This window comes from Streptomyces sp. AcH 505, from assembly GCF_000818175.1.
Lineage (GTDB): Bacteria > Actinomycetota > Actinomycetes > Streptomycetales > Streptomycetaceae > Streptomyces.
Genome location: NZ_JTIY01000001.1, coordinates 315,072 through 338,497 on the forward strand (window position 1 = coordinate 315,072; position 23,426 = coordinate 338,497).

Below are 23,426 nucleotides of genomic sequence, written 5' to 3' on the forward strand. Positions count from 1 at the left end.
GGTGAGCGGCATCAGGAGCCGTCGACGCGTGCTGAGACGGTGACTGGCGAGGCACGCGTGGATCTTCGGGATCTGCTGGCTGAGCGGTATCGGGCTGGCGAGAGTGTGCGCGAGCTGGCCGAGCGGGTGGGCCGGTCGTACGGGTCGGTGCATCAGCTGCTGAAGGAGGCCGGGGTCAAGTTCCGGTCGCGGAGGCGGTGGTCGTGACGCTGCCGACTGACCCGGAGGTCCGGCCACGCCTTCGTGCGGCTGTTGTTGAGCGACGCCAGGCTGGCGCCACGCTCGCCCGTCTCGCGTACTGCTCCGGGCGCAGCATCACCTTCGTGTACACGCTCCTCCGTGAGGCCGAGCTCCTCGGCATCTACGGGCCACGCAACACACATCGATAGGAGATTCGTATGCCACTGCCCACGATGACGGGGGTCGGCCGGCTGACCGCCGACCCCGAGCTGAGGTTCACCGCGAACGGGAAGGCGGTCGCGGACATCTCGCTGGCCTTCAACTCGCGCCGGCTGAACCAGCAGACCCAGCAGTGGGAGGACGCTGACGTCTTCTACGTCCGCGGCAGCCTCTGGGAGCGCCACGCGGAGAACGTCGTCGAGACCCTCGCCAAGGGCATGGAGGTCTTGGTCACGGGTGAGCTGCGGACGGAGTCCTGGGAGAAGGACGGGGTCAAGAGCTCGCGTCCGGCGCTCTTGATCCGCTCCATCGCCCCGTCGCTGGCTTTCAGCGTGGCGAAGGTGACCAAGGACGCGCAGTCGCAGAGCGGCGGTCAGGGGGGCGGCCAGGGGGCGGGACGGGCGCAGCAGCGTGCACCTCAGACGTCCCGTCCGCAGCAGCCGCCCCAGGACGACCCCTGGGCCACCGGCACCACCGAACCCCCGTTCTAGAAACAGAGATCACACCCCCATGAGCGAGATCCACTTCGAAGCCCCGCCACCCGGACGCAACGGCGGTCACCAGCCCGCCACCGACCACCGAGCCGTCGCCGCCACCCTGCGCGAACGCCCCGGCGAGTGGGCCCTCATCAGACGGGCCGGCACCCAGGGTTCCGCTGGTTCGACGGCGCGACTCATCAAGCGGGGCGCCCTCCTGTCCTACGCCCCGCCCGGCTCGTTCGAAGCCGTGTCCCGCGCGATCGACGGCGAATTCCGCATCTACGCCCGCTACATCGGCCACCTCAACGAAGGCACCACGTGAACCACACACCTCACCGCCCGCACCGATCCATGGCACTCCTGGCCGCCAGTCTGATGACCGCCGCACTGCTCACCGCCTGCACCAACCACAGCAGCAGCGACTGCGACTCGCTCACCCCCATCGCCGCCATCGCGAAGCCGAGGCCGCCCAGGACCGGAGGCGCCCACGTCCGACCCCGCGCCCCGCACGCAGCACCCAACCCGCCGGCCTCCGCCCCGAAGCCCACCAAGACCACCAGCAAGAAGACCAAGACCAAGAAGTCCAAGTCGAAGCACACGCACACGCACACGCACGGGCACGGGCACGACTTCGACCTCTGCGACGACTGATGGCCGCCATCCTCAAGCTCGCCAGCACCCACGAGGCATCCGAGATCGTCGAGGCGCTCCTCTTGGCCGCCGCCACCCGCGAAAGCCTGGCCCCCCACCTCGCCGAACGCTGGCGCCGCATCGCCCACGACATCGGCGACGCGCTCGATCAACTGCCCACGCCCAAAGTCGTCTCTCAGGAGCGCACATGATCGACACCACGAAGGCCTCGTCCGGCCTCGTCAACCTCACCAAGGCCGCGGCCGTGTCGCTCGACAAGCACGGCCTGGTCCACGAGCGCGCAGCCGTCTACCTCGTCCTCGACCACTCCGGCAGCATGCGCCGCCACTACAACTCCGGCGCCGTCCAGCACCTCGCCGAGCAGGCCCTCGGCCTCTCCGCCAACCTCGACGACGACGCCACCGTCCCGTTGATCTACTTCGGCTCCCGCGTCGAGGTGGCCGAGGACGTGCTGCTCAGCAACTATGCCGGGATCGTCGACCGCACCCACGCCAGCGTTCACTGGGGCAGGACCGACTACGCGAGGGCCATCACGTACGCCGTGAACGAGCACCTCGAATCTGGTGCCGCTGTGGGCCTCGTCATCTTCCAGACCGACGGCGACCCGGATGACGTCCTCGCAGCCGAGGCCGCGCTCCGTTGGGCGAGCCAGTCCCCGGTTTTCTTCGCATTCGTCGGCTTCGGCAACGACATCACGTTTCTTCAGCGCCTCGACAATCTCCCCGGCCGCGCGGTCGACAACGCGGCGTTCTTCCACGCGTCCGACCCGTTGACCACGGCGGACGCCGACCTCTTCGACGGCATCACTGCGCAGTACGGGGCGTGGCTCTCCGCCGCCCGCGCCGCTGGCATCATCCGCAGCTGATGGACGACGAACCGCGAATCGTCCGCTTCTACTTCCGTCTACCGCGACGAGTACGTCGAGCCTTCGATAGGTTCCTCGGGATTCGCCGGTAAACGGGCAGCTGACCAACCCGTTCAATCACGTACGACCGGTCTTGGGGCCCAATACCTGTGGGCCCACCCCGGTGCCACCCTCGCAGGGAGCACCGCACATGTTCGGACTCACCACCACCCGCAAGCTCCGCGCCACCCAGTTCCGCGCGGCCGGGAACATGGCCGCCCTCGGCTTCACCCAGGGCATCGCGAACGGCAGCCTGACAGCCACCCGCCGGAAGCTGATCGCCACCCAGCAGACCCTCGAACTCGAAGCGATCGCCCGCTGGCAGGCCGACGTCGACCTGACCGCCGCGAACCACGCGCTCGAAGAGGTCTGCACCGAGATCCTGCTGGAACGCCGGCAAGCCAGACGGACCCAACTGCACTACCGCCTGCGCATCACACACCTCCTCGCGGTCTGCGCGCACCGGCGCACCCAAGCCCGGCACCTGAACGGAACCATCCGCCTCCTCGCCGAGCAGCTCCTCGACGCGACCAGCGGCCGGAACCCCGCCGCGCGCCAGGCGCTCGGCCTCACGCCAGGCACCCCGTGGGAGCGCGCCGTCGACGGCCTCAACGCCCTCACCGAGGCCGGGGTGCACTTCTCCCTGGACCTCGACGGTGTCCTCGGACCGGACGGCAACACGCGCATCCACCGCGACTCCGCGACCGGGCGCTGGCACCTCGCCGACACCACCGAGACCCCCGCAGCCACCGTGACCACCGCCCCGGCCGCCCTCACCACCGGCCAGGACGACCGCCGATGAACGCCACCCGCGCGGAAATCACCGCACTCCTCCGCCAAGGCCGCTCCAACACCGCCATCTCGCGGGAACTCCACTGCGACAAGAAGCGCGTCCGCGAGCTCCGCCGCCTCCACAACATCCCCCACGCCCCCCTCCAGCCCCTCACCCTCAAGGAGAAGTGGGCCACCTTCACCAAGCCGCTGCCCGGCGGCCACGTCGAATGGACCGGCAGCCGGCAGAAGGGAAGCGGCACACCGCTCCTCCGCTACAAGCAGGCGATTTACGGCGCGGCCGCCGTCGCATTCCGGATCCACCACGGTCGGCCCCCGGTCGGCCAGGCGTACGCCGACTGCGGTCACCACCAGTGCGTCGCGCCCAACCACGTCGACGACACCATCACTCGCGGGCAACTCCGCGAGGCAGTGCGCCACGTTAACGGTCTACCGCCCCGACCAGCCCTGTGCATCCGTGACCACGACCAGGCGGAGCACGGCCGGTTCGAGGCGGACGGCCGCGCGTACTGCCAGCAGTGCAAACGGGAGCGGAAGACGGCCGGGCGGCAGGCAGACGCCGAGGTGGGCTCATGATCAGCCCGATGGACGCCGTCGCCGTCACCACCCGAGCCGCCGAAGAGCACGCCACGGCTGGAACAGACTGGTCCAACGCCGTGCATCACATGGTCCGGTCCCTCATCGACCGCGTGGCAGTTGCCAAGGGCCTACCTGCACCCGGCCTCACCCGCCCACACGTGCCAGTGGCAGAGGCGATCCTCGACGAGCTCGGGCCACTCGACGGCTGGCACATCCTCGACGTCGGGGAAGTCCACCAGCAGCTCCTGGCCCTGACCGTCGTGGTCGGCAAGGACGGCCGGGCCGTCGCCAAACGGCATGCGGCCGGCAAGCGCGGCATGGCGGCACGCGGCGATCAAGGCGCCTGGTACACACCACCAGAGATCGCTGAAGCCATGTGCCGCCTGTCCATCGGCCCGCAGCTTGACCGCCTGGACCAGCACCCGGATCCGTGGAACGTACTGGAGATCAGCGCGATCGATCCGGCCGCGGGGGCCGGCGTGTTCCTGATCGAGGCCGCACGACTCATCGCCCGCCGCTTCGCCGACCGTCTCGCGATCCAGCACGTCGGCCGGAGTCACGCGCCCGACACCCTCGTCGCCAAAGTGATGCCCGAGGTGATGGAGACGTGCATCTACGGCGTCGACATCGACCCGGTTGCCGTCGACCTCGCCAAGGCCGCGCTGTGGCTGGAGATCGACGGCCAGGCGCCGTTCACCTTCATGGACCGCAACGTCGTCGTGGGCAACGCGCTGGACCTCGATCTCCCGCCGGCCTATGCCGAACGCCACGGCGAGCCGCCCACTGCCGCAGAACGCCGCGCTGCTTTCGAACGAAGGGAGCCGGCCGATGCCTGAGATGAGCCGCGAGCGTCTGGCCGAGGTCAAGGCACTGAGGTCCAGCTCGCCGCCCGAGGACCTCTGGTTCGCGCTCCGCGACCTCCTACGCGACCGCGAACACCTGGTGGAGGCCAACACAGAGGCCGCCACCGAACTCGCCGACTGGACAGGGACGCTGCGATGAGCATCCGAACCATCAGCTACGGCGGCGGGGTGCAGTCCACTGCCCTCCTCGTTCTCGCCGCTCAGGGCCGTATCGACTTCCGCACGTTCCTGATGGCCAACGTCGGGGGCGACTCGGAGAACCCAGGCACCCTGCGGTACCTGGAAGAGCACGCCCGGCCGTATGCGGCTGAGCATGAGATTGAACTCGTGCTGCTGGACCGGGTCATGGTCCGCACGGGTGAGGTCCGCACGCTGCACGGCCAGCTCACCAAGGAGGGGAGCAGGTCGCTGGCGATCCCCGTGCGCATGTCCAACGGGGCGCCCGGCACCCGCTCCTGCACCGCTGATTTCAAGATCAAGGTCATCGGTCGGGAGCTGAAGCGCAGGGGCGCCACGAAGAACAACCCGGCGACCATCGGTATCGGCATCAGCGTCGACGAGATCCACCGCGCGAACAGCCGGCACTGCGAGCCGCACGAGGAGATCGTCTACCCGCTCCTCGACCTCGGTCTCCGGCGCACGGACTGCGCACGCATCATCCGCGAGGCGGGCCTGCCCGTGCCGCCCAAGAGCAGTTGCTACTTCTGCCCGTTCCACAGGCCGGAAACGTGGCACGACATGCGCCGTAGCGAGCCGGAGCTGTTCGAGAAGTCGTGCCAGCTCGAAGACCTCCTCAACGAGCGGCGAGACGCGCTCGACAAGGACCACGTCTACCTGACCCGGTTCGGCAAGCCCCTGCGTGAAGCGATCCCCGACGGGGTGGACCTGCTGCCGATGTTCGATGAGGCGGACGGCGCCTGCGACTCGGGCTGGTGCATGACGTGAGCGGAACCATCGCCGCGGTCATCGACCCGACCATCCCCGTCACATGCGAGGACTGCGGCCGGCTGCTCACGGACCGCGAGTCCCGAGCAGCCGGGCGCGGCCCCGTCTGCGGAGCCAAGAACCACCCACCCCGCGGCGGACGCCGCCGCCCAGCCGGCCCCGGCCAACTGGCCATCACCACCACGGAGACCCGCATGCCTGGCCCCGCCCTCTACCGCAGACGCCCCATCGAGATGGAAGCCGTCCAGTGGACCGGCGATAACACCGCCGAGATGACCGCGTTCGCCGGCACCTGCTTCGCCGAAGTGCCCGCCGAGGACCGGGGCGATGACCCAGACGAGACCGCGCAGCTGCTGGAGAGCACCCACAGCAGCTGGGTTGGCCTCCTCGTGGGCGACTGGGTGGGGAAGGTCGACGGAGGGTTCCACCTTTTCAGCGCCGAGACGATGGCTGCTGGCTATGACCGTGTCGCAGCCCCGGGGGCAGAGCGATGAGCGCCAGCAGCCCGCGGGGGTTCCAGGGCGTGCATCAGAACAACCTGCTCGTGATCCTCGACGAGGTGGCCGCGGTTCCGGTCTTCGCCTCGAAGGGCGGCGACCGCTACCACGCCACCCGCGACTGCGACGCCCAGCGATTCGGACAGGCCAAGTGGACCTTCGATCCGAACAGCTGGGTGCCCGGCATGCCCCAGGTCTTGCTCACCAGCGGCCACCCCCTCGAGCAGACCACGGCGCAGCAGGCCCATGGGGACGGGAAGACGCCCTGCCGCTCCTGCCGACCCGCCCAAGTAATGGTCGTCCCAGACGACTTCGACCACCGGCCGGTCATCGGCCTGACGGACGGACGTGGTCTCGGGCGGACCTGCCGCCGCTGCGAGACCCGCACGGTGCACACCTGGATCGACCAGTGGGGCAACCCCCAGCGCTGGACCAGCCGGACTCCGGTCCGGTGGCCGTGCACGTCCGCGATCGTCCTCGAACTCGCCCACCGCTCCCCGGAGGCATGACATGCCCGAACTCCCGCACTACAACTCCTGGCGCGACGTGCCGCCGAACCTCATGACCAAGACGCAGCTGCGCAGCCTCGACCTCCCCCGGACCCCCGGCAAGGTCACGGCGTACGTCGACGGCTACGACGGCGTCGGTCGCAACACCGTCCACGACCTGTACGCAGTCTCCGAATCCGTCCCGACTAAGGCCAGCGCCAAGCAGCTCCAGGCCGCCCGGGCCCGCGGCGGCGAGGCGCAGCGGTACTGCGCGGACTGCTACGGCCGCCCCGAGCTCCCCTGCACCACCCCGTACGACGGCGACCGGTTCCTGTGCGCGACCTGCGCCCACATCCACCGGCTTCGCGCCGCACAGAAGGCGGCCCGGGAGGATCGGCGAGCAGTCGCCGTCCAGGCGTGGGAACTCCTCGGCAATGAGCGCCTGGCCGTTGTCCACGTCACCCTGACCGAGCGCGGGACGACCCCAAGCGGGGTCAAGCGGTCGCCGTCGGCGGCACACCTGGTCGCCCTGGACAACAAGGGCGGCACCCTCGTCGACGTCACGGTGCGGCTGGTCGGTCCACGGTCGGCCGGCATCCCGGCCGGCGCCATCGCCCCCGAGGACGCCGTCGACCAGATCCGGGCCGCGCTCACCGGCCGCGCCCTGGTCGTCTGGGGAACCGAGGCCATCGGCGTTCTGGCCGGTGCGCTGCATCAGCAGGGCATGACGCCTGCCATCCCGGTCGGGTACGGCGTACGGACGTCGTTGGAGCGCCTGGTGCTCGGCTGGCGCTGCGACATCAACCCCCGCACCTACAGCCCCCGCCCAGTCATCGCCCCGGGCCGCGCCGACCGAATGCTGCTGCTCCTGCAGCACATCGCCGCCCACCACACCCCCGCCAACACCCCCGAGGAACTCTCGTGACCACGCCACTGCTGCTCATCGATGTCGACGGCCCGCTGAACCCGTATGCGGCCAAGCCCCACCGCCGACCGGAGGGGTACACGACGCACCGGATGCGCCCGGCCGGCTGGGAGAGCGACCGGCGCAAGGCGCTGCGGGTGTGGCTCAACCCGTCCCACGGCGCCGCGTTGAGCGCGTTGCCGTTCGAGCTGGTTTGGTGCACCACCTGGGAGCACGACGCCAACACCATGATCGCCCCGATCATCGGGCTGCCCACCGACCTGCCCGTCATCGAGTGGCCGCCGCCGACGATCGCCAACCGCCTTGGCACCACCGACGGGACGTACTGGAAGACGCATCACGTCGTCGAGTACGCCGCCGGCCGCCCCTTCGCCTGGATCGACGACGAGACGACCCCTGCCGACGAGGAGTACGTGGCCGCGCACCACCAGGGCCCGGCGCTCATCCGCACGATCGACCCCCGGCTCGGCCTCCTCGAGGACGACTTCACCGCGCTGACCGCGTGGGCCGTGGCGCTCGGATCGGCGGCCGTCTGATGACCGAGACCACGCTCGTCACGCAGCCCCGGGCGTGGCACGACATCGCCCCGATCGACGCCGTCCAGCTCAACCTGACCACCGACCTGACGATCACCGCCCCGCTCAACGAGCTCGGCGAGCGGTGCCGGTGGCCCTGGGAGCCCCAGCAGCTCGTCGACGCCCCGCTGGGCCAGTACCGGTGCGGCTACTGCAACGCCATGTGCGTCGCCGGCATGCCGCACCTGGACTACGCCCCGGAGGAACGCCTCGTCACCCCGGACAACGTGCGCGAACTGTTCGCGTGGTGCGAGGCGAGCAGGCTCCGCTACCGGTGCCGCCCCGGCGGCCGGACGGTCGACGGTCGGCTTCTGGAGTTGGAGGGCCTGACCGTGTGGGTCGCGGGTGGTCCTGCGCCGGCCCGGTTCGGCGACACGATCATCCGCGACGGCTTCGGCGACTACACCGTCCGCGCCACCTCGAAGGGGGCGTGACCGTGTCGAGCACGCCCACGCGTATCCAGCGCCGCCGCACCAAGGGCTGGACCAAACCGGTCGGCTGCGTGATCGTTAGCCGGCCGTCCCGCTTCGGGAACCCGTTCACCCTTGCCGGGGCCATCGAATGGCTCGGAGCCGAGACACCGGAACAGGCGCGCGCGGCCTGCCACATGGCCTTCCGTTCTTGGGTCCGCGGCTCCGACCAGTGGTGGATGGGACCGGACGCGGCAGCCACCCGCAAGCGTCTCCTTGACGCTCTTCCCGAGCTGCGTGGCAAGGACCTTGCCTGTTACTGCCCCCTGCCTGAGCCCGGCCAGCCGGACCACTGCCATGCAGCAGTCCTCCTGGACCTGGCCAACAAGCCAGCCGCCACCACTTGACCGACCTGTTTCACCCCAACCCACGCGAGGAGCCCTCAGTGGCCCGCCAGTTCACCCGTCAGCAGCTCGCCGCCATCGGCGTACCGCCCGACAGCCCCGAGGACATCGAGTACAGCGACACCGTCCTCGCCGACGAGCCCCTGACCACGCTGAAGTACAGGGCCCAGCGGCGCTGCGTCTTCCTCGCCGACGGCCGTACGTACGCCGTCGAGTACGAGGGCCGCCTCGACACCGGCGACTTCGAGGCCGGCGAGTACGTGCCCGATGACCACGGCTGGTACGGCGACAGCGTCGAAGCCGTCGAGGTGGAGCAGCGCGAGGTCACCGTCACCCGCTGGCTGCCCATCGAGGACACATCGCCCGGCCGGTGACGCCCGGCGGGCCGCGCCTCCTGCTACGAGGCGCGGCCACCCCCGAATACCACCACGCCCACACAAGGACACTCACTGTGACCCAGCCGCTTCCCGTCGGCACCCGCGTTCGCCACTACGGCCAACAGTGGCCCGCGGCGCATCAGGGCACCGCCACCGTGCAAGAGGTGAAAGGCCCGTACTCGGACGACACCTACGAGTACCGCGTGCTGACGACCGTCGACTTCTCCCGCCGGCCCGGCCCGAGCAACCCAGAGACCCGCGAGACCTGGTTGTCGTCCTTGGCGACCATCCCCACCCCGTGACATCTGACGGGCCGCCCCTGCCATACCAGGGGCGGCCACCCGCCATCCCACCACACACGCAAGGAGCCCCGGCCATGGACCAGCCCGCCCACCCCGCCGCCGAAGAACGCCCCCGCTGCCCGCGTTGCGGGCTTCCCCACGACCTGGAACCAGGTAGCCTCCCCGCTGCTTTCTGCGCCTCGATCCGCACCGACGTGAAGCAGCCCGCGACCGAGACCACCGCCCTGTGCGCCGGCTGCGGCCACAAGCAGCACCGACCCGGCACCGAATGCGAGACCCGCGTCGACCACGGACCGGCGCACTTCCACTCGTGCCTCTGTCTCAACCTTGTTGACGCGGATCGCGCCTGCCCGGCGCAGATGACCTGCCAGGGCGGGACGCTCGGGTACGCGGACATCTGGTACCTCCAGCGCGGGCACAGCCTGTCCAGCGCGGAAGGTGTGATCACCCCCAACGTGCTGAGGACCAAGCCCGCCACCGGGGCGGTGCAGCCCGAGCCCGACGCGCGCTGCGGGAAGTGCACACTGACCGCCCCGCAGCACTCGGCCGCCTGCCCGAACCGGCCCCGCCCTCAAGGCGACGGCTCGGCTATCCAGGGCAGCGGATACACGCCCACCCAACTGCTCGGTGGCGAGTCCGAGGAGCGGCGCGAGCCCGGTACCGAGCGGCGCGCTTGCACCGGGGAGTGCGATCCCACGACGGGCGCCTTCAAGCACCACCCCGGATGCCCCGGCACCGAACGGCGTGTCCGGTACGCGGCGCCGATCAGCGAAACCGCCGGGTGGGTCCGCGACGTACTGCGCCACCCCGCCGTGGCCGCCGAGGAGCAGCCCGAGCCCGACACCGAACTGACCGCCGACGAGGCCCGGGACGCGGTCAGCGACCTTGGTATCGACCTCTACCGCGCCCAGGACGCGGTTGCGTTCGTCGGCGAGTGCTGCGACATCGCCGACCGGGATGGCCGCCGACCGACTACCGGTGACGTGCGGGAGTGGCTGAAGGGCGCGCGCTGTGGACGGGTGCTGGTGGCTGGGCAGGACCAGCCCGAGCACCGCCCCGTCACCTACGGCACCCCTGGCGTGGTCACCAACGACGTACAGAGCTGCCGATCGGAAGAAGGAATCACGGTCGGGCTGGTCGATGGTCTCATCAGCCTTCTCCGAGTCCTCGCACCGCGAGATCTGAGCACGAAGAACGTCCAAGAAGCACTGACGGACCTGCGCGAAGATCCCGACCTTCAAACGGTTCTGCGGATCAAGGCGCCCGGCACCGACGCCGAGCGGCGCGCCCGGTACGGGGGTGTCATCCGCAAGTGGGGTCTCCTCGACGAGGTCAACTCGCCTGACGACACAGAGTGGTACGTCGTCTCGGATCTGCTGGCTGTGGCCAACGGGGAGCAGCTGGACCTCCAGCACCGGCTTGGTCGCGTCCTCGAAGACCGACGCCAGCGGGTGGAAACCCATAACGCGGAGATCGCCCGCCTACGCGCCGCTGCCGGGGTGGTGCACCCCGAGCCCAGCACAGAGGGGTGCCTGTGCATCAACCGGGCGCCAGAGGACTACGACGGCCCCGTGCAGAACTGCCCGATCCACGGGGACCCGGCCATCCTCGGATACGACCCGCACGAGTGGCGCGAACGGTATGCCGAGGCGATCCGCCAAACCGACGGGTGGGTCCTCGACGACGGCCAGCACATGCTCAACGCCGTCGTAGCCGTAGGCGCTGCGGAGATCACGCGCGTTCAGCAACTGGCCCAGCAGAAGCTGGACCAGGCCCAAGAGGAGTTCAAGGCCGGTCTGCGCCAGGCCGACGAGCAGCTGCGCGAGATGAACGCAGAGCTGGAACAGTACGCGGCCGGGGACAAGCGCCCCGTGCTGTGGTCGGTCTACAACCGGATGCACGGGCGGGCGGCCAGCGCTGAAGCCGAGGCGAAAAGTCTGCGTGCGGAGCTGGCCACCACCCGGAAGGATGCTGGCTGGCTGGGAGCCGCCCGGTTCCTGCGCCGAACTCCCCAGACCTCAGACGACTACCACGGTGCGCTCCGAGGCGCGCGCCTCATCGAGACCGAGCTGCGCCGCCTGGCCGACGAGAAGCAGCCCACCACTACGGGCCTTGCACCTGACGCCACACGCACCAACGAAACCGCAGCAACCGTTGGCGAGGAGCGGAGTTGCGGCTACGGGAATCCCCACCCGGCACACAAGTACCTACGCATGGAAGTCCACTCCCAGTGTCCCGGCGTACCGGACGAGGCGACAGCGTGGACGGGTGCGACGGAACTCGCGTCCGACCGGGCGATCGCCGCCCTGGTCGCTACGGGGATCGTCGGCTACCAGCAGAGCCAGGGCCGACTACTGCACTGCCTGGCCCACAAGCCCGCACCTGTCAGCCGATACGCCGACTTCCACGACGTCACAGCGGACGACCTGGACGACGGCGGGATCTGCGTGCACCCCCGCTGCGGACGAGACCTGCTCATCCCCTGGACCCCTGCCGCACCCGCCGAGGAGCCGACGTCATGAGCGTCTACGTGGACGAGATCAGGGACTACACGCGCGTCGCTCGGATGCGCGGCCTGCGCCACACGCACTGGTGCCACCTCCTCGCCGACACCGAGAACGAACTGCACGCCTTCGCAGCACGCCTTGGACTGCGCCGCTCCTGGTTCCAGGCGCACGACATCCGCTGGCACTACGACGTCACCCCGAACAAGCGCGCCCTGGCGCTGCAGCTCGGCGCACAGGAAGCCGACCGGCACTTCGTCGCGCAGCTCATGGACCAGCGCCGCGCAGCAATCGGCCGACCGACTTTCGGCGCCGTCCCCAACCCGGCCGCCGCTGTCGAAGTCCGCGACATGTGCTTTCGCTGTCCCACCTTCCCCCTCGTCCCGCGCGCACTGATGGCCACCCACATCGCCGAACACCACCCCGAGACCCTGGAGAACTGACATGACGCGCCCGCCGATCCGTCTCACCCGCCGCGGCCGCCGCCTCGTCGAGTACCTCTACTCCGCCGCACCTGAGGACACGTGGGGTGGGCACATCCACCGCGCGACCGGCCTCGGCGTCGGCTCGATCTACCCGAACCTCGAGCGCCTGATCCAAGCTGGGTGGGCCACCAGCGACCGGATCGGCACGCCGCCGCACCGCTGCTACCTGCTCACCCCGGACGGCCGGCGAGCGGCCCGCGAGGCCTTGGACAAGGCGGCAGCGGAGCGGCCTACGAAGTGGGCACGCCTCCGCGTCGGCATCCTCACGACCGTGGCCGTCGCGCTCACAACCGTGTGCATCCACCTCGCGGCCGCCGGCCAACTGCTGCTGCCGATCATTCTGGTCATCCTGACCTGCGGCGTCACTGACGGAGCCCTGTACGTCCACGTCACGACCGACCGCTCCCGCGACCAGGCCAGAGCGTTGGGCGCGCAAGCGCGGGCCCTCGAAGCCGACCTGGACGCCCGTGACGAGACGATCCGCAGCCTTGAAACCACGCTCCAGACCGAACGGGCCGCCGTCGGCCGCGCGTACCAGTACTCCCGGCACCTGCGCCTGGACGACGCCCTCGGCCTCCTCGACGCCGTCGACGGCATCTACGGCTACGAGCGCCCCGTCGCACCGCTGAGCCCGACGCAGCTGGAGGCGCAGCGCCTGCGCCGCGCCTTGGCGTCGGCCGTGGTCCAGGCACGGCGCTGGGCGACACGAGCCCGAGCCGTCGAAGGCATCCTCACGATGGACCGGCTGACCGCGCCGACTCTCGGTGAGTTCTTGGAGCCGATCACCGAAGCGATCACGCTCAATCTCCAGGACGCCGCCGCCGTCAGCAGTGTTCGCGCCGACGTGATGCTCGCCATCCGAGACCTGATCGCAGTGCCCTGCGGTCCGTGCCGGCGCAACGTGGAGGGCGGCGACCTGGTCGTCAGCCTCCACGCGGCGTGCGCGGCCGCGCTCTACAACGCCCACCGGGTCAAGGCCCTGACCGCCGAGGTGTCGGCGTGAGTGGCATGGCGTTCCGGCTCCTCGTCACCGGTTCGCGTGACTGGGACGACGTGGGCACGATCCGCGCGGCCCTCGACCAGGCCCTGCATTCTGCCGGGGAGCGGCCGCTCGTCGTGGTCCACGGCGCCTGCGCGTCCGGCGCCGACTGGCACGCGAACCACGTCGCCCTGTGGATGCGCGGCCAGGGCCTGCCCGTCGACGTCGAGCAGCATCCGGCAGGGGGCCACGCGTCCGAGTTCGGCCGGTGGCCCGGCGCCGGGCCACGTCGCAACAAGTACATGGTCAGCCTCGGCGCGAATGCTTGCGCAGCCTTCATCGGCCCCTGCACGAGGCCGCGATGCAAGGTGGCTGGCCCGCACGGCTCGCACGGTGCGACCGGGTGTGCCGACCTGGCCGAGGCGGCGGGGATCCCGACGCGGCGGTGGGCCACGTGATGACGACGCCGCGGGCGCGCAGCATCCGGCTCGGTGCCGCCACCGTCGCACTCGCGGGCGTCTCGCTCTTTACCGCCCAGGCCCAGAGCCTGCCTTGGACGATCTTGTTCGCGGCGTGCGCCGGCTCCTGCGCCGAAGCGGCGTACCACGCCAACGACATGGCCCGAGACCGGCGGGCGCAGGCCCGCGCCGCGCGACTCCGGGCGCAGCCGCCCGACGACCCACCGGAGACACCACCGCCCGAGCCGGTCCCCGAGCACTGGGACGACCCCTGGGCGGCCTGCTGCATCACCGCCTGGGCCAACCACGGAAAAAGCCACGACCCACGAACCTGCACCGCCAACACCGCGAAAGGGCCCCCCACGTGAGCCAGCCCCAACGAACCGTCCGCATCCGCTCCGACGCCGGTACCGAGGTCACCTACACGGTCCTGGACGATCGCAGCGACGAGCAGGCCCTGGTCGACGCTGGCGGCTTCGCTGGCCGCATGGGCAACGTCCGCCCGCAGTTCGTCTCCCTCGTCACGGACAACCCCCGGACAACTCCGGACAACCCTGCGGCCAGCGCCGACGACGATGTCGCTGACCTCGTCGGAGCTCTATCAACACCGCCGCGGCGACCGACCGTCGACGCCCCCGCAGGCGATCAGCAGACGCTGCGCGAGCAGCACGCGGCCGCCGCGGTGGCCAGCGCGCGCGACGACCGCATCGACCAGCTGCGCGCCGAGGTCGAACGCCTCGGCGCGGAACTCGTGGACACCGTGCGCGGTGCCGGCCGCCTCGGCGACCTTCTCCGATCCGCGCGGACAGCTCACGCGGAGGAGATGACAGCGCTCGACCGGGTCCGCCCGACGACCTGGGCGTATGAGCGCGCCTGCGCTGCGCTCCATGCCCAACGGGCTCGCGCTGAAGCCAGCGAAGCGGTGATCAACTGTGTGCGGACCATTCACCAGTCCGAGGTCAGCAACGAGTACGGCGCCCTCGAATGCATGGTCTGCCGGCACCCGTGGCCGTGCCCAACCGCAGCTGCTCTTCCGCCGGCCGACGGGGCGGCGAAGTCCTGCTGCACGTACGCCGGTAACGGCTTCGGCGGCGGGGGTTGTCCAGCCTGCAGACCGATGCCGACCGAAGCCGAGGACCAGCCGAGCCCGACCGCGACGTGCCCCGGCCACGCGACGTGCGACCGCTGCAACGTCCTCCGGGCCGAGACCGCGGAGGCCGCGCTTGACCGGGTGCGGGACGCCCTCGCCCACCCGTTCATGGCCGGCCCGGACGCCGTGATGGTCGTCCGCGCCGACACCCTACGCACCGCCCTCGACACCCCACCCGTCCCCGACCAGACGAAGGAGCACTGACCAGATGGTCCAGCACACCCGGGGCCGCGACACGAGCCCCGAACTCAGCGAACTCCGCTCAGTCCTGACCCGCGCCGAAACAGCCCGCGCCCGCCTTGACGACCTCACCGGAGTCGCAGACCCCGACGCGGACGAGATGCGGATCGCGCTCGACCTGACCGTGTACGTGATGCAGGTCGGGATGGAGATGCGCGACCTGCGCGCCACGCTCGACCGCGTACGGACGCTCGCCGCACAGTGGTCCGCTGCCGGGCCGCCCCCTCTCGGCATCAGCATCAACCGCTGGGCCGACAAGCGCATCGCCGAACTGAACACTGCCCTCGACGGGATCACCGCCGGCGCCACGCTCCCGAAGGACAGCTGACAGGCGAGACCGAGCTCCGCGCACCCCTCCGCCCCGCCTCCGCCGACCCCGACTTCGGCCTCGGCATCCCCGGCTTCTCCATCATCCGCCGCGCCTGAACCCACGGAGCACCCCGCCACATGCCCCGCCCAACTCCCCCACCCGGCACCGGCCCGATCGTCGCCTACCGGTCCACCACCGGCCACTACACCGTCATCGACGCCGAAGCCGTCACCGACGTCCGCGAACGCGCCGTCTGCCGCGCCCTCCTCACCCACGCCCTGATGCTCCTCGACGCCCAAAACGCCGCTGACGCCAAGAACCCCGTCGGCTTCAACTGACCAGCCCAGACAGGAGAAAACGAACGATGCACGAATCCGAATGCAGCTCGCCGACCCGGAACCCCGGGGCGCTCCTGGCGGAAACCATGGCGGCCGTCCGCGCACTGGTCGCGTCCACGCTTGCCAGGATGAAGGCCATGTTCCGGGCACTGGCCGACCTAGCGAAGCGCCACACGACGTCACTGCGCCAGCTGAAGACCGTCGACAAGAAGGGGAAGGCCGCGCGGCGGGCGGATCGGCCAGCCTGGCAGTCCCCGTACGGGCCGGCCATCCGACGCCGCCACACCCGACCGTCACATTCCCCGGCCATTCCTACATAACTAAAGCGTCAAGGAGGGACCACCCCTCCGAACTCGACTGCACAGGAGTGGCCATGTCGTACTCGGATGATAGGCCGCAGGTTGCCCGTCTTCTCCGCGAGCTCGCTCAGGCACTGGAGGAGTCGGGCTCCACGCGCGACTGTCGTAATGTGCCACAGCTGGTGGATGACGCACGTCGCAAGGCCGACGAGCTGGACCTTCCGATCAAGGGGCGGTCGGGCAGGCTCGTCACCTTCTGAGGACCAGTCCGCCAGCGATTCGGATAAATGCTGACGTCGCGGCTGAGAATCGTCGTTGTCAGTGCCAGGTGCCACCCTGGACGCTGTCCGGCGCCCATCACCTCGAAGCCGATGCTGCCGCCGACGAGACGCTCCCCGCCCGGGGTCACCCGAGCGGGGGCGTTTCGGCGAAAGCGCCGTGCATCTCGCTGCGCGGGTCTACGTTCGGGGTCACGGCAGCCAGTCGCTGGGGCTGCCGCCACCCCCGGCCGTCCCTCCCCACCTCCCTGGGGGAGGGCAGGCCGCCCCGCCAGTGGGAGCTACAGGCCAGGTCCGTGTCACGGTTACCCTTCTTAGCCATCAAGGTGACGTTCCCGATGTCATTGTCAGAGCAACCTGCTTCACTGGAACAACGCATCAGATGAGGAGCGCGCCATGCCGACCATGATTCACACGACGCGTGAAGAGTTGCAGGATCAGAGAGAGCGGCTGCTCGGCGAGATTCGCCTGAGCTTCGAGGAGTTGCGCGAGCGGGCCGGCACTTACAGCCTCAGTGCCGATGAGCTGGACGTCTGGCACACGGTCGAAGGCATCGACTACCTTCTCAACGGTGAGTGCTGAAGAAGCTACGCTTGATGAGAAGGCGACCGAGTTCGCTGACACGCTTACTGCACTGACGCGGGGAGTCCTGGGACAGGACTCCCCGGCGTTTTCTGCCCTCAACGTGGGCAATCGCATTCGAGTAGCACCGTTGGCCGGAGACGGCAGGAGCATGAGGATCCCCGTCAAGATCGACGGGGTGAGGTGCTTGAACCTTCACGTCCAGCACTTTTGCTGCTGGGACGGCACCAAGAAGTATCTGGCAGCAGATCGCGCGGACGTGCATGTCTTCTTCGAAGGCGTGCAGGACCCCTTGCTGAGGTACGAATATCTTCGGTACTCGAAAAATCCACCGGGAGCCCACCTCCAGGTTCATGCACACCGTGACGAGATGGCCTATCTTCTGCGTCTCGCTGAGAAGAAGAAGGGCAGACCGGCGGCCATGATGCGGAAGGGGAAGCCGCCGCGCCTCGCTGAAATGCACTTCCCTGTGGGCGGACACCGCCTGCGACCTGCCCTTGAGGACGTCCTGCTGCTCCTCGAGCGGGAGTTTGCGATCGATGTCGCCGACAACTGGCGTGAAATCTTGGACGTTCAACTCCGCAAGTGGCGGGTGCTGCAACTCAAGGCCGCCGTTCGTGATGCCCATGAGGATGCGGCCGAGACGCTGCGGGAGATTGGCTACGTGGTGGAACCCCCGGAGGACCTCGAGCCTCAGCGCGACGACGCCCGCCTTTTCTGGCCCTAGCGCAAGCCATGGACGCCTGGCTTGAATCAGGCCGCGTCCCAGATGTGGGCGCGGCCGCCCCGCCACTCCACCCAGGTCGGGTCGTCGATCACGTCTTCAGCATCTGGCAGGCCGGCGCGGCGCAGGAACTCGACCAGGTCGCGGTCGTCGTGCGCGAGGCCCAGGATCTGTCCGCGCGCGGTCACCCGCCGGCCGCCGGACGAGGACGGCGGGTGCACGACTATCGGCGCAGCAGGCATGTCTCCACCATCACGCGGTCCGCCGTTCATCGCATCCGGGTCACGGTCAGTCGGGCGTGACGGCCCGTGCCTACGAGGACCTCGACCTCCAGGCCGACGTCGACCATCGTGTACGTCTCGTCGTGGATGACGGCTGTGCCCAGCCGGTCGGCCCCCGCAAGGACGAGGCCGATCCGCGCGGCGAGCGCGGAGTCCAGCCTGCCGGACAGTCGGGGCCCGCTCCACCCTGGCAGGTTCAGAACGAGGGCACGTGGACGGGCGCCAGGACCGACGTAGCCGACTACTAGGCCGTCCGTCGTGTCCGCATGCCTGACCTTGATCCAAGACCGCAGGTTGGACCGGTACGCGCTGTCAGCGCGCTTCGCGACGATGCCTTCGATCCCTGCCGGCTGAAGCGTGGTGTACCAGATGAGCGCCACGTCCCGGTCGTCAGTCGCCGGGACGACCTGGATCGGGGGCCTGGCGCCCTCGAGGACGTCGAGGAGCAGCTGCCGGCGCTCGACATACGGTCGGGCCCGTACATCCCCCCTCACAGGGTCGGACAGGAGATCCCACACGGCGTACGAAGCCGGCATCTTCGCCGCCAGCTGGCGCGCACGGACCGCAGACGATGCGGCCCTCGATTGCGCTGCCGCGAAGTCGAGCCGCCCATCCACCCAGATCACGGCCTCGCCGTCGAGAATCGTGCCCGGTCGCAGCTGCATCCCGGCAGTGGCCAGGTCTGCCCACGCCGCAGTGACGATCCGCCTCGATCGCGACTGCAGGCGCACACCCTCGGAACCTCTAGCCATGATCATCCGATGCCCGTCGAACTTCGGCTCGTACCACCAGCCCGACCCCGCGGGGAGCACCGGAGCGGACCGCGCGAGCGCCACGTCGACGGGAAGATCCACCCCTCCAGCGTCTCCCCGATCCCTCACTCCAGCACCCCGAGCGCAGTGTCCGGCCGGCAGACGTCGCATGGCCGGAGACCCTGATCGACGAGCGCCCGTCGTGCTTGCGTCTCGGAGACGGGGCGGAGCATGCCCTGGGCCATGGGGCAGCCACCGCGGTGGAGAGCGAGGGGCGTGCGGTGCTGGCTGACGCCGCGCTCGATGACCCACTCGGGTGGCTCCGGGGGCGGGCGGCGCGCAGCCTCCTCAGCTGTACGCCGCTGCTCGACGGCGATCCAACCGTCGACCCGGGCCAGCTCTCGCACCAGGTACCGCCGGAGGAATTGCAGGTACTCCAAGCGGGGCCCTTTTTCGCTCACGCGTTCGAGTCTATGCCACGGATTACATCCACCCAGGGGCTATACTTTATTTGCCATCTCCAAATATGATGCGGAGAGTGCTCAAAGATCACACATCAGGGGTGGGGACATGGCGGAACTGGAAGCAACACGGCATGAAGTCGATTGCCACGACGGGCTGTTCGAAACCACGCTCGGCATCCTCCGCGAGGAACTCGGGTACAAGAAGCTGGGGAAGTGGATCCTGGAGGAGATCGTCGAGAGCCTCGGCAAGGAGGGGCTCGGCTACTTCCCCAACGAGATCCTGGACCCCCGGTGCAACACCGAGCCCCGACAGTGGCACAAGGTCTGGGTCTACGTCCGCGACAACAGCACACGAGCCCGAGTGCTGGACGCTGTGCTACACCCGAACCAGTCCAACGTGCGCAGCGTGCTCGACGGCCTGGCCGGCGGCGACCTGTCGGCGCTCACACCGGACGAGAGACTGAAGCGCATCCAGGAGATCGTCGAAGCCTGACGAGTCGACCGCAGGCACGACAGAAGCCCCCATCCGAGATCCGATCGGATGGGGGCTTATCGCGCGGCCAGCAACCACGCTATTCCACTGGCGGCCGACCAGGGCTCGCAATCTCAATCCCACGAACCCGACGCAGCCACCCACACAGCAACCGCAGCGCCACGCCGCACCCAGCGCACCAGCCCCACCCCTCAGTCAACAGGGCATGTAGACCGTCGCCGTGCACGATGTAGATCACCTGCGCACCAACTGCCAAGGCGACGGCAGCGTTCACGCGAGAGTCCACAGCGAGCAGCCAGTCCACAGGACTCCAGGCCCACCCCAGGAAGTCGTGAGCCCGCATCCTCAGCGATGCCACGACGAACCCAGCCGCCAGACGACGCTGCTCTCCCCGGCTAAGAACACGGCCGCTCTCCGGGTCGCCGGCAAGGTCAGCAAGCCAGGCTCCATGCAGGGCGCGCCGTCGGCCCGCAAGGCGAGCGGCGAAGGAAGTCGCTCCCCCGGCAACGGAAGACGTCCGCGACGGAATCCTTCCAGTCACGGCGGCGAACTCTATGCAACCCACAACGAGGCTAATAACACTGAAGACACCTACCGCCCCCAAGCCCTTTGCTGACCGCGGAAGACTCATTTCCAGCGGATCAGCATGGATCCAAAGGTGATTCAGGATGAGGTAAGTCACGACAACTACCAGCACGTAGGCGGCCATCCGCCACATCGGACGCGACCTGGTCACGACTCACCACCAGCGAGGCCCAGCCCGTAGCTACGCCGACGAGCCCGGCGCGCTTCGAGCGCCGAACGCGCCAGCGAGCGACCAGTACCAGTCAACTCGTAATACCGCCGTGGTGGCCGACCTGGATGCGGATCCGACTCCTCGCGGCTCGTGATCCAGCCGCGTTCGGCGAGTCGGTCGAGGATGGGGTAGACGGTGCCGGAGCCGAGGTCTGCGTCGCGACAGATGCTGAGACCCCAGGCGGGGGTGTCGCCCGTCGCGGCGAGGAGCACCTCCAGCACGCCGATGGTCGGCTTCGTCAGCCGAGGTGGTGTTGTCATGTCACCCAGTAGAGCATGTGTCGAGTACGACACACAACCCACCGCCTGACCGCCCGATCACCCCAGATCATTCCGCGTCGCCCGCAGGGCCGGACTCCACCACCTTCGACTTCAAGTCGGTCCGCGCTCCCGGCCGGAGCTCACGCCCCCCGTAGTAACGGCGGGCCGCCGCAAGATCCCAGAACTCGCGGGTGCTCCCCGGCTTCCGTTGCGACTCAGGAAACGCAGGATCCTTCGTTCGCAGGGTGTGCAGCCATTGCCGAGTCACGCCCAGCGCTGCCGCCAGCTGCGAGAGGTTCACCAGCTCGCCCTCCTCTGTCGCACGGTCCTCCGGCTCGCCCTTGTCCGGCATAGGGTCCATCCTGCCCAACCTTGTTGACACTGTAAAGCAGGTTCCCTACGGTGGGGCCTGCACAGAACAAACCCCCGGCCCGGCGCTGACACGCCATATGGGCCGGGGGCGCCCACCCTCACTGCTACGAAAGGGCAGGCATGCCCGAGCGTACCGATCACGTAATAGCTGATGAAGGGCTTCGGCGAGTCTTCACGCAGCCGAGCCTGCCCTCGAAGGTCCTCCTCCACATCGTCAGCGAGCTCGTCGCCGTCAACCCGGCCGACGTCCTCACCGAGACCGGGCTCCGCCTCGCCATCGTCCACAGCGCCCTGGAAATGCTCCGCAGCCTGCCGGCGGCCGTCCGCGACAACGCGCTCCAGGCCGCTCTCGCTGCCCTGCCGCCCGTGATCGACGATGCGACCCGCGGCGAGTACGCGCTGCACCTGCGCCGCGCAGCCAGGAGCATCCGCTGATGCCCAAGGCACTCCCCGCTGTCAGCGACAAGGACGCCGCCAACGCGTACGAGCTGCGCCAGGCCGCCATGCAGGACGAGGCCAACCGCCGCCAGCCCCCCGCCGCCCCGAGCGACATCACTTCGCAGGTCAAGCCGCCAGCCTCTCGCTGACCTGCCCTCAGGAGTTCTCTCGTGACGCGTCTCTACCCCTGGGTTATCGGGCACCCGGTACCCGCCATAATCGCCATCGCGATCGCCGTTCTGGTGCTGGTCGGCGCGCTGTGGGCGCTCGTTCGGTCCTTGCGCGACCTTGACCTCCCGCCGGCCGCCGTCGTCGCCGCGGCGATCGCGGCCGCAGGCTGCACCGCCTACTCCGCCGACACGTCCTGGCGTTTCGCGGCCGACCACCTCGACATGGCCAGCCCCACTGAGCGCGCCTGGATGTTCGCCGCCGGCGAGATGGCCCTCTTCGCGACCGCCCTGATGGCCCGCCAGAACCTCAACGAGTCCGGCTCCCCGGGCGTGCCGGGAGTCCTCGTCTGGGTCATCACGGGAGTGCAGATCATCCCGGCCTTCGCCGAATCCGGCGTCGTCGGCGGCACGGTCCGTGCGTTCGTCGGCCCGATCCTCGCCGCAGTCCTCTGGCACCTCGCCATGGGCATCGAACTCCGCCACACCAAGCCGGGCTCGGGCAGCCAGTCGCTCGCCGCGCTCATCACGCGCGAGGCCCGCGAACGGTTACTCTCCCGGCTCGGTCTCGCGACGCGGGACCGTACTGCGGAGCAGATCACCCGCGACCGTGCCATGGCCCGCGCCGTACGTCTCGGCGCCCGCGCCAACCTCCGCACCTGGGGCCGATACCGCCTCGCCTCCGCCGTCGCCCGCGCACGCGTAGGGACCGACAGCGAGCAGAAGCACCGCCTCTTGCAAGACCTCGCCGCCCGCCGAACCGCGGGCGAGCTGAACACAGTGCCCTTGCCGTCCCCGTGGAAGATCGTTCCGGAGCCGGAGCCGTACCCGAGCACCCCGCTCGGCGTCACCGGGGCGCAGCTGCGCGCGATGGACCCGCTCGACGCCATCCGCATCGTCCACGCCGCGCACTGGGATACCACCCCGGCGGAGCTCGCATCGCTGTGCACCGAGTACGGAGTACCGGTCACCGCCACGCTGGCGCGAGTGGCAACCAAGCCGCAGTGGTCGAAGCCAGAGGACGAAGGCGAACCGACCGGCGAGGTGACCACCGATCAGCCAGGCGACGCGCCGAACCAGGTGGTCACCCCGACACCTGGCGAGCTCGAGCCGTACCCGTCCCCCTGGACACCCACCGACACCGAAGTGGACCAGCCGGACCTCAGGGACGCGACCACGGCGGTGGCTGCCGAAGCCGACCGGTCAGTGGTCACCATGGAAGTCACCATCAGCCCCTCCGAGCTGCGGAAACGAGCGCGGAAGCTCAACCGGGAGGTGGTCAGCACCACCCGCAAGCCCGTGACCGTCAAACAGCTGAGGACCGAGTTCGACCTCTCACGTCGCGACGCCGCCACGCTGCGCCGCGAGGTCGTCGACGGGAGGCGGTCATGAGCGACGACCGGAAGCCGATCGTCCCCAGCCGGATCATCCCGGCGGGGGAGCCGCTGCCCGTCCCCCGGCAGGAC

The 23,426-nt window shown here is 69.5% G+C and carries 39 protein-coding genes; 34 read left to right on the forward strand and 5 right to left on the reverse strand.

Translation table 11 applies throughout. The annotated features are described in order from the left end of the window. Nucleotides 1-39: 39 nt before the first annotated feature. The 30 genes from HY68_RS43370 to HY68_RS01495 all read left to right on the forward strand — a co-directional run bounded on the left by HY68_RS43370 (nt 40) and on the right by HY68_RS01495 (nt 17,940). Nucleotides 40-207 carry a helix-turn-helix domain-containing protein gene (locus HY68_RS43370; RefSeq protein ID WP_198533375.1) on the forward strand — a complete coding sequence of 56 codons (168 nt, stop codon included), beginning with the start codon at nt 40-42 and terminating at the stop codon, nt 205-207. 191 nt (nt 208-398) lie between these two features. Continuing rightward, nucleotides 399-890: a single-stranded DNA-binding protein gene (gene ssb / locus HY68_RS01360; RefSeq protein WP_041983566.1), complete on the forward strand. Its 492-nt coding sequence runs from the start codon at nt 399-401 to the stop codon at nt 888-890. A 19-nt stretch (nt 891-909) separates the two neighbouring features. Further along, on the forward strand, nt 910-1,200 hold the full coding sequence (locus tag HY68_RS01365) for a hypothetical protein (RefSeq protein WP_041983568.1): 291 nt from the start codon (nt 910-912) through the stop codon (nt 1,198-1,200). Nucleotides 1,201-1,229: 29 nt separating this feature from the next. Then, nucleotides 1,230-1,529, forward strand: coding sequence for a hypothetical protein (locus HY68_RS01370; protein WP_041983571.1), 300 nt, complete (start codon nt 1,230-1,232; stop codon nt 1,527-1,529). Continuing rightward, nucleotides 1,529-1,720: a hypothetical protein gene (locus HY68_RS01375; RefSeq protein WP_041983573.1), complete on the forward strand. Its 192-nt coding sequence runs from the start codon at nt 1,529-1,531 to the stop codon at nt 1,718-1,720. Before HY68_RS01370 ends, HY68_RS01375 begins: the two co-directional genes overlap by 1 nt. Further along, a complete protein-coding gene (locus tag HY68_RS01380; RefSeq protein ID WP_041983575.1) occupies nt 1,717-2,394 on the forward strand; it encodes a VWA domain-containing protein in 678 nt (225 codons plus the stop codon). The genes HY68_RS01375 and HY68_RS01380 overlap by 4 nt, the downstream gene beginning before the upstream one ends. 190 nt (nt 2,395-2,584) lie before the next feature. Then, a complete protein-coding gene (locus HY68_RS01385) occupies nt 2,585-3,235 on the forward strand; it encodes a hypothetical protein (protein ID WP_041983578.1) in 651 nt (216 codons plus the stop codon). After that, the gene (locus HY68_RS01390; RefSeq protein ID WP_041983580.1) at nt 3,232-3,801 is read left to right on the forward strand and encodes a hypothetical protein; all 570 of its coding nucleotides are present in this window, start codon (nt 3,232-3,234) and stop codon (nt 3,799-3,801) included. Before HY68_RS01385 ends, HY68_RS01390 begins: the two co-directional genes overlap by 4 nt. Then, nucleotides 3,798-4,640 carry an N-6 DNA methylase gene (locus HY68_RS01395; protein ID WP_041983582.1) on the forward strand — a complete coding sequence of 281 codons (843 nt, stop codon included), beginning with the start codon at nt 3,798-3,800 and terminating at the stop codon, nt 4,638-4,640. Before HY68_RS01390 ends, HY68_RS01395 begins: the two co-directional genes overlap by 4 nt. After that, nucleotides 4,633-4,806, forward strand: a complete 174-nt coding sequence (locus HY68_RS42520) for a hypothetical protein (RefSeq protein WP_157874260.1) — start codon at nt 4,633-4,635, stop codon at nt 4,804-4,806. Before HY68_RS01395 ends, HY68_RS42520 begins: the two co-directional genes overlap by 8 nt. Continuing rightward, nucleotides 4,803-5,612, forward strand: coding sequence for a phosphoadenosine phosphosulfate reductase (locus tag HY68_RS01400; RefSeq protein WP_107070047.1), 810 nt, complete (start codon nt 4,803-4,805; stop codon nt 5,610-5,612). Before HY68_RS42520 ends, HY68_RS01400 begins: the two co-directional genes overlap by 4 nt. After that, nucleotides 5,609-6,106: a DUF6011 domain-containing protein gene (locus HY68_RS42525; RefSeq protein WP_157874261.1), complete on the forward strand. Its 498-nt coding sequence runs from the start codon at nt 5,609-5,611 to the stop codon at nt 6,104-6,106. The genes HY68_RS01400 and HY68_RS42525 overlap by 4 nt, the downstream gene beginning before the upstream one ends. After that, complete coding sequence (locus HY68_RS01410; RefSeq protein ID WP_041983586.1) at nt 6,103-6,618, forward strand: hypothetical protein; 516 nt, start codon at nt 6,103-6,105, stop codon at nt 6,616-6,618. The genes HY68_RS42525 and HY68_RS01410 overlap by 4 nt, the downstream gene beginning before the upstream one ends. Before the next feature lies 1 nt (nt 6,619). Beyond that, entirely contained in the window at nt 6,620-7,522 is a 903-nt protein-coding gene (locus HY68_RS01415; protein WP_041983589.1) for a hypothetical protein, read from the forward strand. Beyond that, the gene (locus HY68_RS01420; protein ID WP_041983591.1) at nt 7,519-8,058 is read left to right on the forward strand and encodes an HAD domain-containing protein; all 540 of its coding nucleotides are present in this window, start codon (nt 7,519-7,521) and stop codon (nt 8,056-8,058) included. The genes HY68_RS01415 and HY68_RS01420 overlap by 4 nt, the downstream gene beginning before the upstream one ends. Next, on the forward strand, nt 8,058-8,531 hold the full coding sequence (locus HY68_RS01425) for a hypothetical protein (RefSeq protein WP_157874262.1): 474 nt from the start codon (nt 8,058-8,060) through the stop codon (nt 8,529-8,531). The genes HY68_RS01420 and HY68_RS01425 overlap by 1 nt, the downstream gene beginning before the upstream one ends. Nucleotides 8,532-8,533: 2 nt before the next feature. Further along, nucleotides 8,534-8,914: a DUF4326 domain-containing protein gene (locus tag HY68_RS40295; protein WP_041994959.1), complete on the forward strand. Its 381-nt coding sequence runs from the start codon at nt 8,534-8,536 to the stop codon at nt 8,912-8,914. A 38-nt stretch (nt 8,915-8,952) separates the two neighbouring features. Further along, nucleotides 8,953-9,285 carry a hypothetical protein gene (locus HY68_RS01435; RefSeq protein WP_041983594.1) on the forward strand — a complete coding sequence of 111 codons (333 nt, stop codon included), beginning with the start codon at nt 8,953-8,955 and terminating at the stop codon, nt 9,283-9,285. Nucleotides 9,286-9,362: 77 nt separating this feature from the next. Then, a complete protein-coding gene (locus tag HY68_RS43375) occupies nt 9,363-9,590 on the forward strand; it encodes a hypothetical protein (RefSeq protein ID WP_198533185.1) in 228 nt (75 codons plus the stop codon). A gap of 74 nt (nt 9,591-9,664) precedes the next feature. Continuing rightward, nucleotides 9,665-12,112 carry a hypothetical protein gene (locus tag HY68_RS43380; protein ID WP_198533186.1) on the forward strand — a complete coding sequence of 816 codons (2,448 nt, stop codon included), beginning with the start codon at nt 9,665-9,667 and terminating at the stop codon, nt 12,110-12,112. Beyond that, entirely contained in the window at nt 12,109-12,537 is a 429-nt protein-coding gene (locus tag HY68_RS39985) for a DUF4031 domain-containing protein (RefSeq protein WP_063779601.1), read from the forward strand. The genes HY68_RS43380 and HY68_RS39985 overlap by 4 nt, the downstream gene beginning before the upstream one ends. A 1-nt stretch (nt 12,538) precedes the next feature. Then, nucleotides 12,539-13,582, forward strand: coding sequence for a helix-turn-helix transcriptional regulator (locus HY68_RS01450; RefSeq protein WP_041983596.1), 1,044 nt, complete (start codon nt 12,539-12,541; stop codon nt 13,580-13,582). Nucleotides 13,583-13,587: 5 nt separating this feature from the next. After that, nucleotides 13,588-14,016 (forward strand): SLOG family protein, encoded by a 429-nt coding sequence (locus HY68_RS01455; protein WP_052456986.1) that lies wholly within the window; start codon nt 13,588-13,590, stop codon nt 14,014-14,016. Beyond that, nucleotides 14,016-14,384: a hypothetical protein gene (locus tag HY68_RS01460; protein ID WP_157874263.1), complete on the forward strand. Its 369-nt coding sequence runs from the start codon at nt 14,016-14,018 to the stop codon at nt 14,382-14,384. Before HY68_RS01455 ends, HY68_RS01460 begins: the two co-directional genes overlap by 1 nt. Then, nucleotides 14,381-15,370, forward strand: coding sequence for a hypothetical protein (locus HY68_RS01465; RefSeq protein WP_041983602.1), 990 nt, complete (start codon nt 14,381-14,383; stop codon nt 15,368-15,370). Before HY68_RS01460 ends, HY68_RS01465 begins: the two co-directional genes overlap by 4 nt. A gap of 4 nt (nt 15,371-15,374) precedes the next feature. Next, the gene (locus HY68_RS01470; protein WP_041983604.1) at nt 15,375-15,734 is read left to right on the forward strand and encodes a hypothetical protein; all 360 of its coding nucleotides are present in this window, start codon (nt 15,375-15,377) and stop codon (nt 15,732-15,734) included. A gap of 119 nt (nt 15,735-15,853) precedes the next feature. Then, nucleotides 15,854-16,054 carry a hypothetical protein gene (locus HY68_RS01475; protein ID WP_041983607.1) on the forward strand — a complete coding sequence of 67 codons (201 nt, stop codon included), beginning with the start codon at nt 15,854-15,856 and terminating at the stop codon, nt 16,052-16,054. Nucleotides 16,055-16,427: 373 nt separating this feature from the next. Beyond that, nucleotides 16,428-16,613, forward strand: coding sequence for a hypothetical protein (locus HY68_RS43385; RefSeq protein ID WP_198533187.1), 186 nt, complete (start codon nt 16,428-16,430; stop codon nt 16,611-16,613). Between the two features lie 414 nt (nt 16,614-17,027). Continuing rightward, on the forward strand, nt 17,028-17,213 hold the full coding sequence (locus HY68_RS01490) for a hypothetical protein (protein WP_041983612.1): 186 nt from the start codon (nt 17,028-17,030) through the stop codon (nt 17,211-17,213). After that, nucleotides 17,203-17,940, forward strand: a complete 738-nt coding sequence (locus HY68_RS01495; protein ID WP_041983614.1) for a hypothetical protein — start codon at nt 17,203-17,205, stop codon at nt 17,938-17,940. The genes HY68_RS01490 and HY68_RS01495 overlap by 11 nt, the downstream gene beginning before the upstream one ends. A gap of 26 nt (nt 17,941-17,966) precedes the next feature. Here the strand turns inward: HY68_RS01495 and HY68_RS01500 are convergent, their stop codons facing one another. Genes HY68_RS01500 through HY68_RS44635 form a run of 3 tightly spaced genes read right to left on the reverse strand, consistent with a single transcriptional unit; the run spans nt 17,967 to nt 19,431 of the window. Beyond that, on the reverse strand, nt 17,967-18,179 hold the full coding sequence (locus HY68_RS01500; protein ID WP_041983616.1) for a hypothetical protein: 213 nt from the start codon (nt 18,177-18,179) through the stop codon (nt 17,967-17,969). Between the two features lie 26 nt (nt 18,180-18,205). Beyond that, nucleotides 18,206-19,072, reverse strand: a complete 867-nt coding sequence (locus tag HY68_RS01505; RefSeq protein WP_241778449.1) for a DNA ligase — start codon at nt 19,070-19,072, stop codon at nt 18,206-18,208. 23 nt (nt 19,073-19,095) lie between these two features. Next, nucleotides 19,096-19,431 (reverse strand): DUF6233 domain-containing protein, encoded by a 336-nt coding sequence (locus tag HY68_RS44635; protein ID WP_041983617.1) that lies wholly within the window; start codon nt 19,429-19,431, stop codon nt 19,096-19,098. A gap of 109 nt (nt 19,432-19,540) precedes the next feature. Between HY68_RS44635 and HY68_RS01515 the strand changes: the two genes are divergently transcribed. After that, a complete protein-coding gene (locus HY68_RS01515; RefSeq protein ID WP_041983618.1) occupies nt 19,541-19,927 on the forward strand; it encodes a hypothetical protein in 387 nt (128 codons plus the stop codon). Nucleotides 19,928-20,659: 732 nt separating this feature from the next. Here the strand turns inward: HY68_RS01515 and HY68_RS40300 are convergent. Both HY68_RS40300 and HY68_RS01520 read right to left on the reverse strand, forming a co-directional pair. Next, nucleotides 20,660-20,983, reverse strand: coding sequence for a helix-turn-helix transcriptional regulator (locus HY68_RS40300; RefSeq protein WP_078863872.1), 324 nt, complete (start codon nt 20,981-20,983; stop codon nt 20,660-20,662). Nucleotides 20,984-21,050: 67 nt separating this feature from the next. Then, the gene (locus HY68_RS01520; RefSeq protein ID WP_041983621.1) at nt 21,051-21,335 is read right to left on the reverse strand and encodes a hypothetical protein; all 285 of its coding nucleotides are present in this window, start codon (nt 21,333-21,335) and stop codon (nt 21,051-21,053) included. Between the two features lie 140 nt (nt 21,336-21,475). On the opposite strand from HY68_RS01520, the gene HY68_RS01525 reads away from it, so the two are divergent. The 3 genes from HY68_RS01525 to HY68_RS01530 are packed head-to-tail and all read left to right on the forward strand — an operon-like array spanning nt 21,476 to nt 23,352. After that, on the forward strand, nt 21,476-21,790 hold the full coding sequence (locus HY68_RS01525; RefSeq protein WP_041983623.1) for a hypothetical protein: 315 nt from the start codon (nt 21,476-21,478) through the stop codon (nt 21,788-21,790). Then, a complete protein-coding gene (locus HY68_RS42530; protein ID WP_157874264.1) occupies nt 21,790-21,942 on the forward strand; it encodes a hypothetical protein in 153 nt (50 codons plus the stop codon). Before HY68_RS01525 ends, HY68_RS42530 begins: the two co-directional genes overlap by 1 nt. 21 nt (nt 21,943-21,963) lie before the next feature. Then, nucleotides 21,964-23,352: a hypothetical protein gene (locus HY68_RS01530; protein WP_041983625.1), complete on the forward strand. Its 1,389-nt coding sequence runs from the start codon at nt 21,964-21,966 to the stop codon at nt 23,350-23,352. Nucleotides 23,353-23,426: the final 74 nt, after the last annotated feature.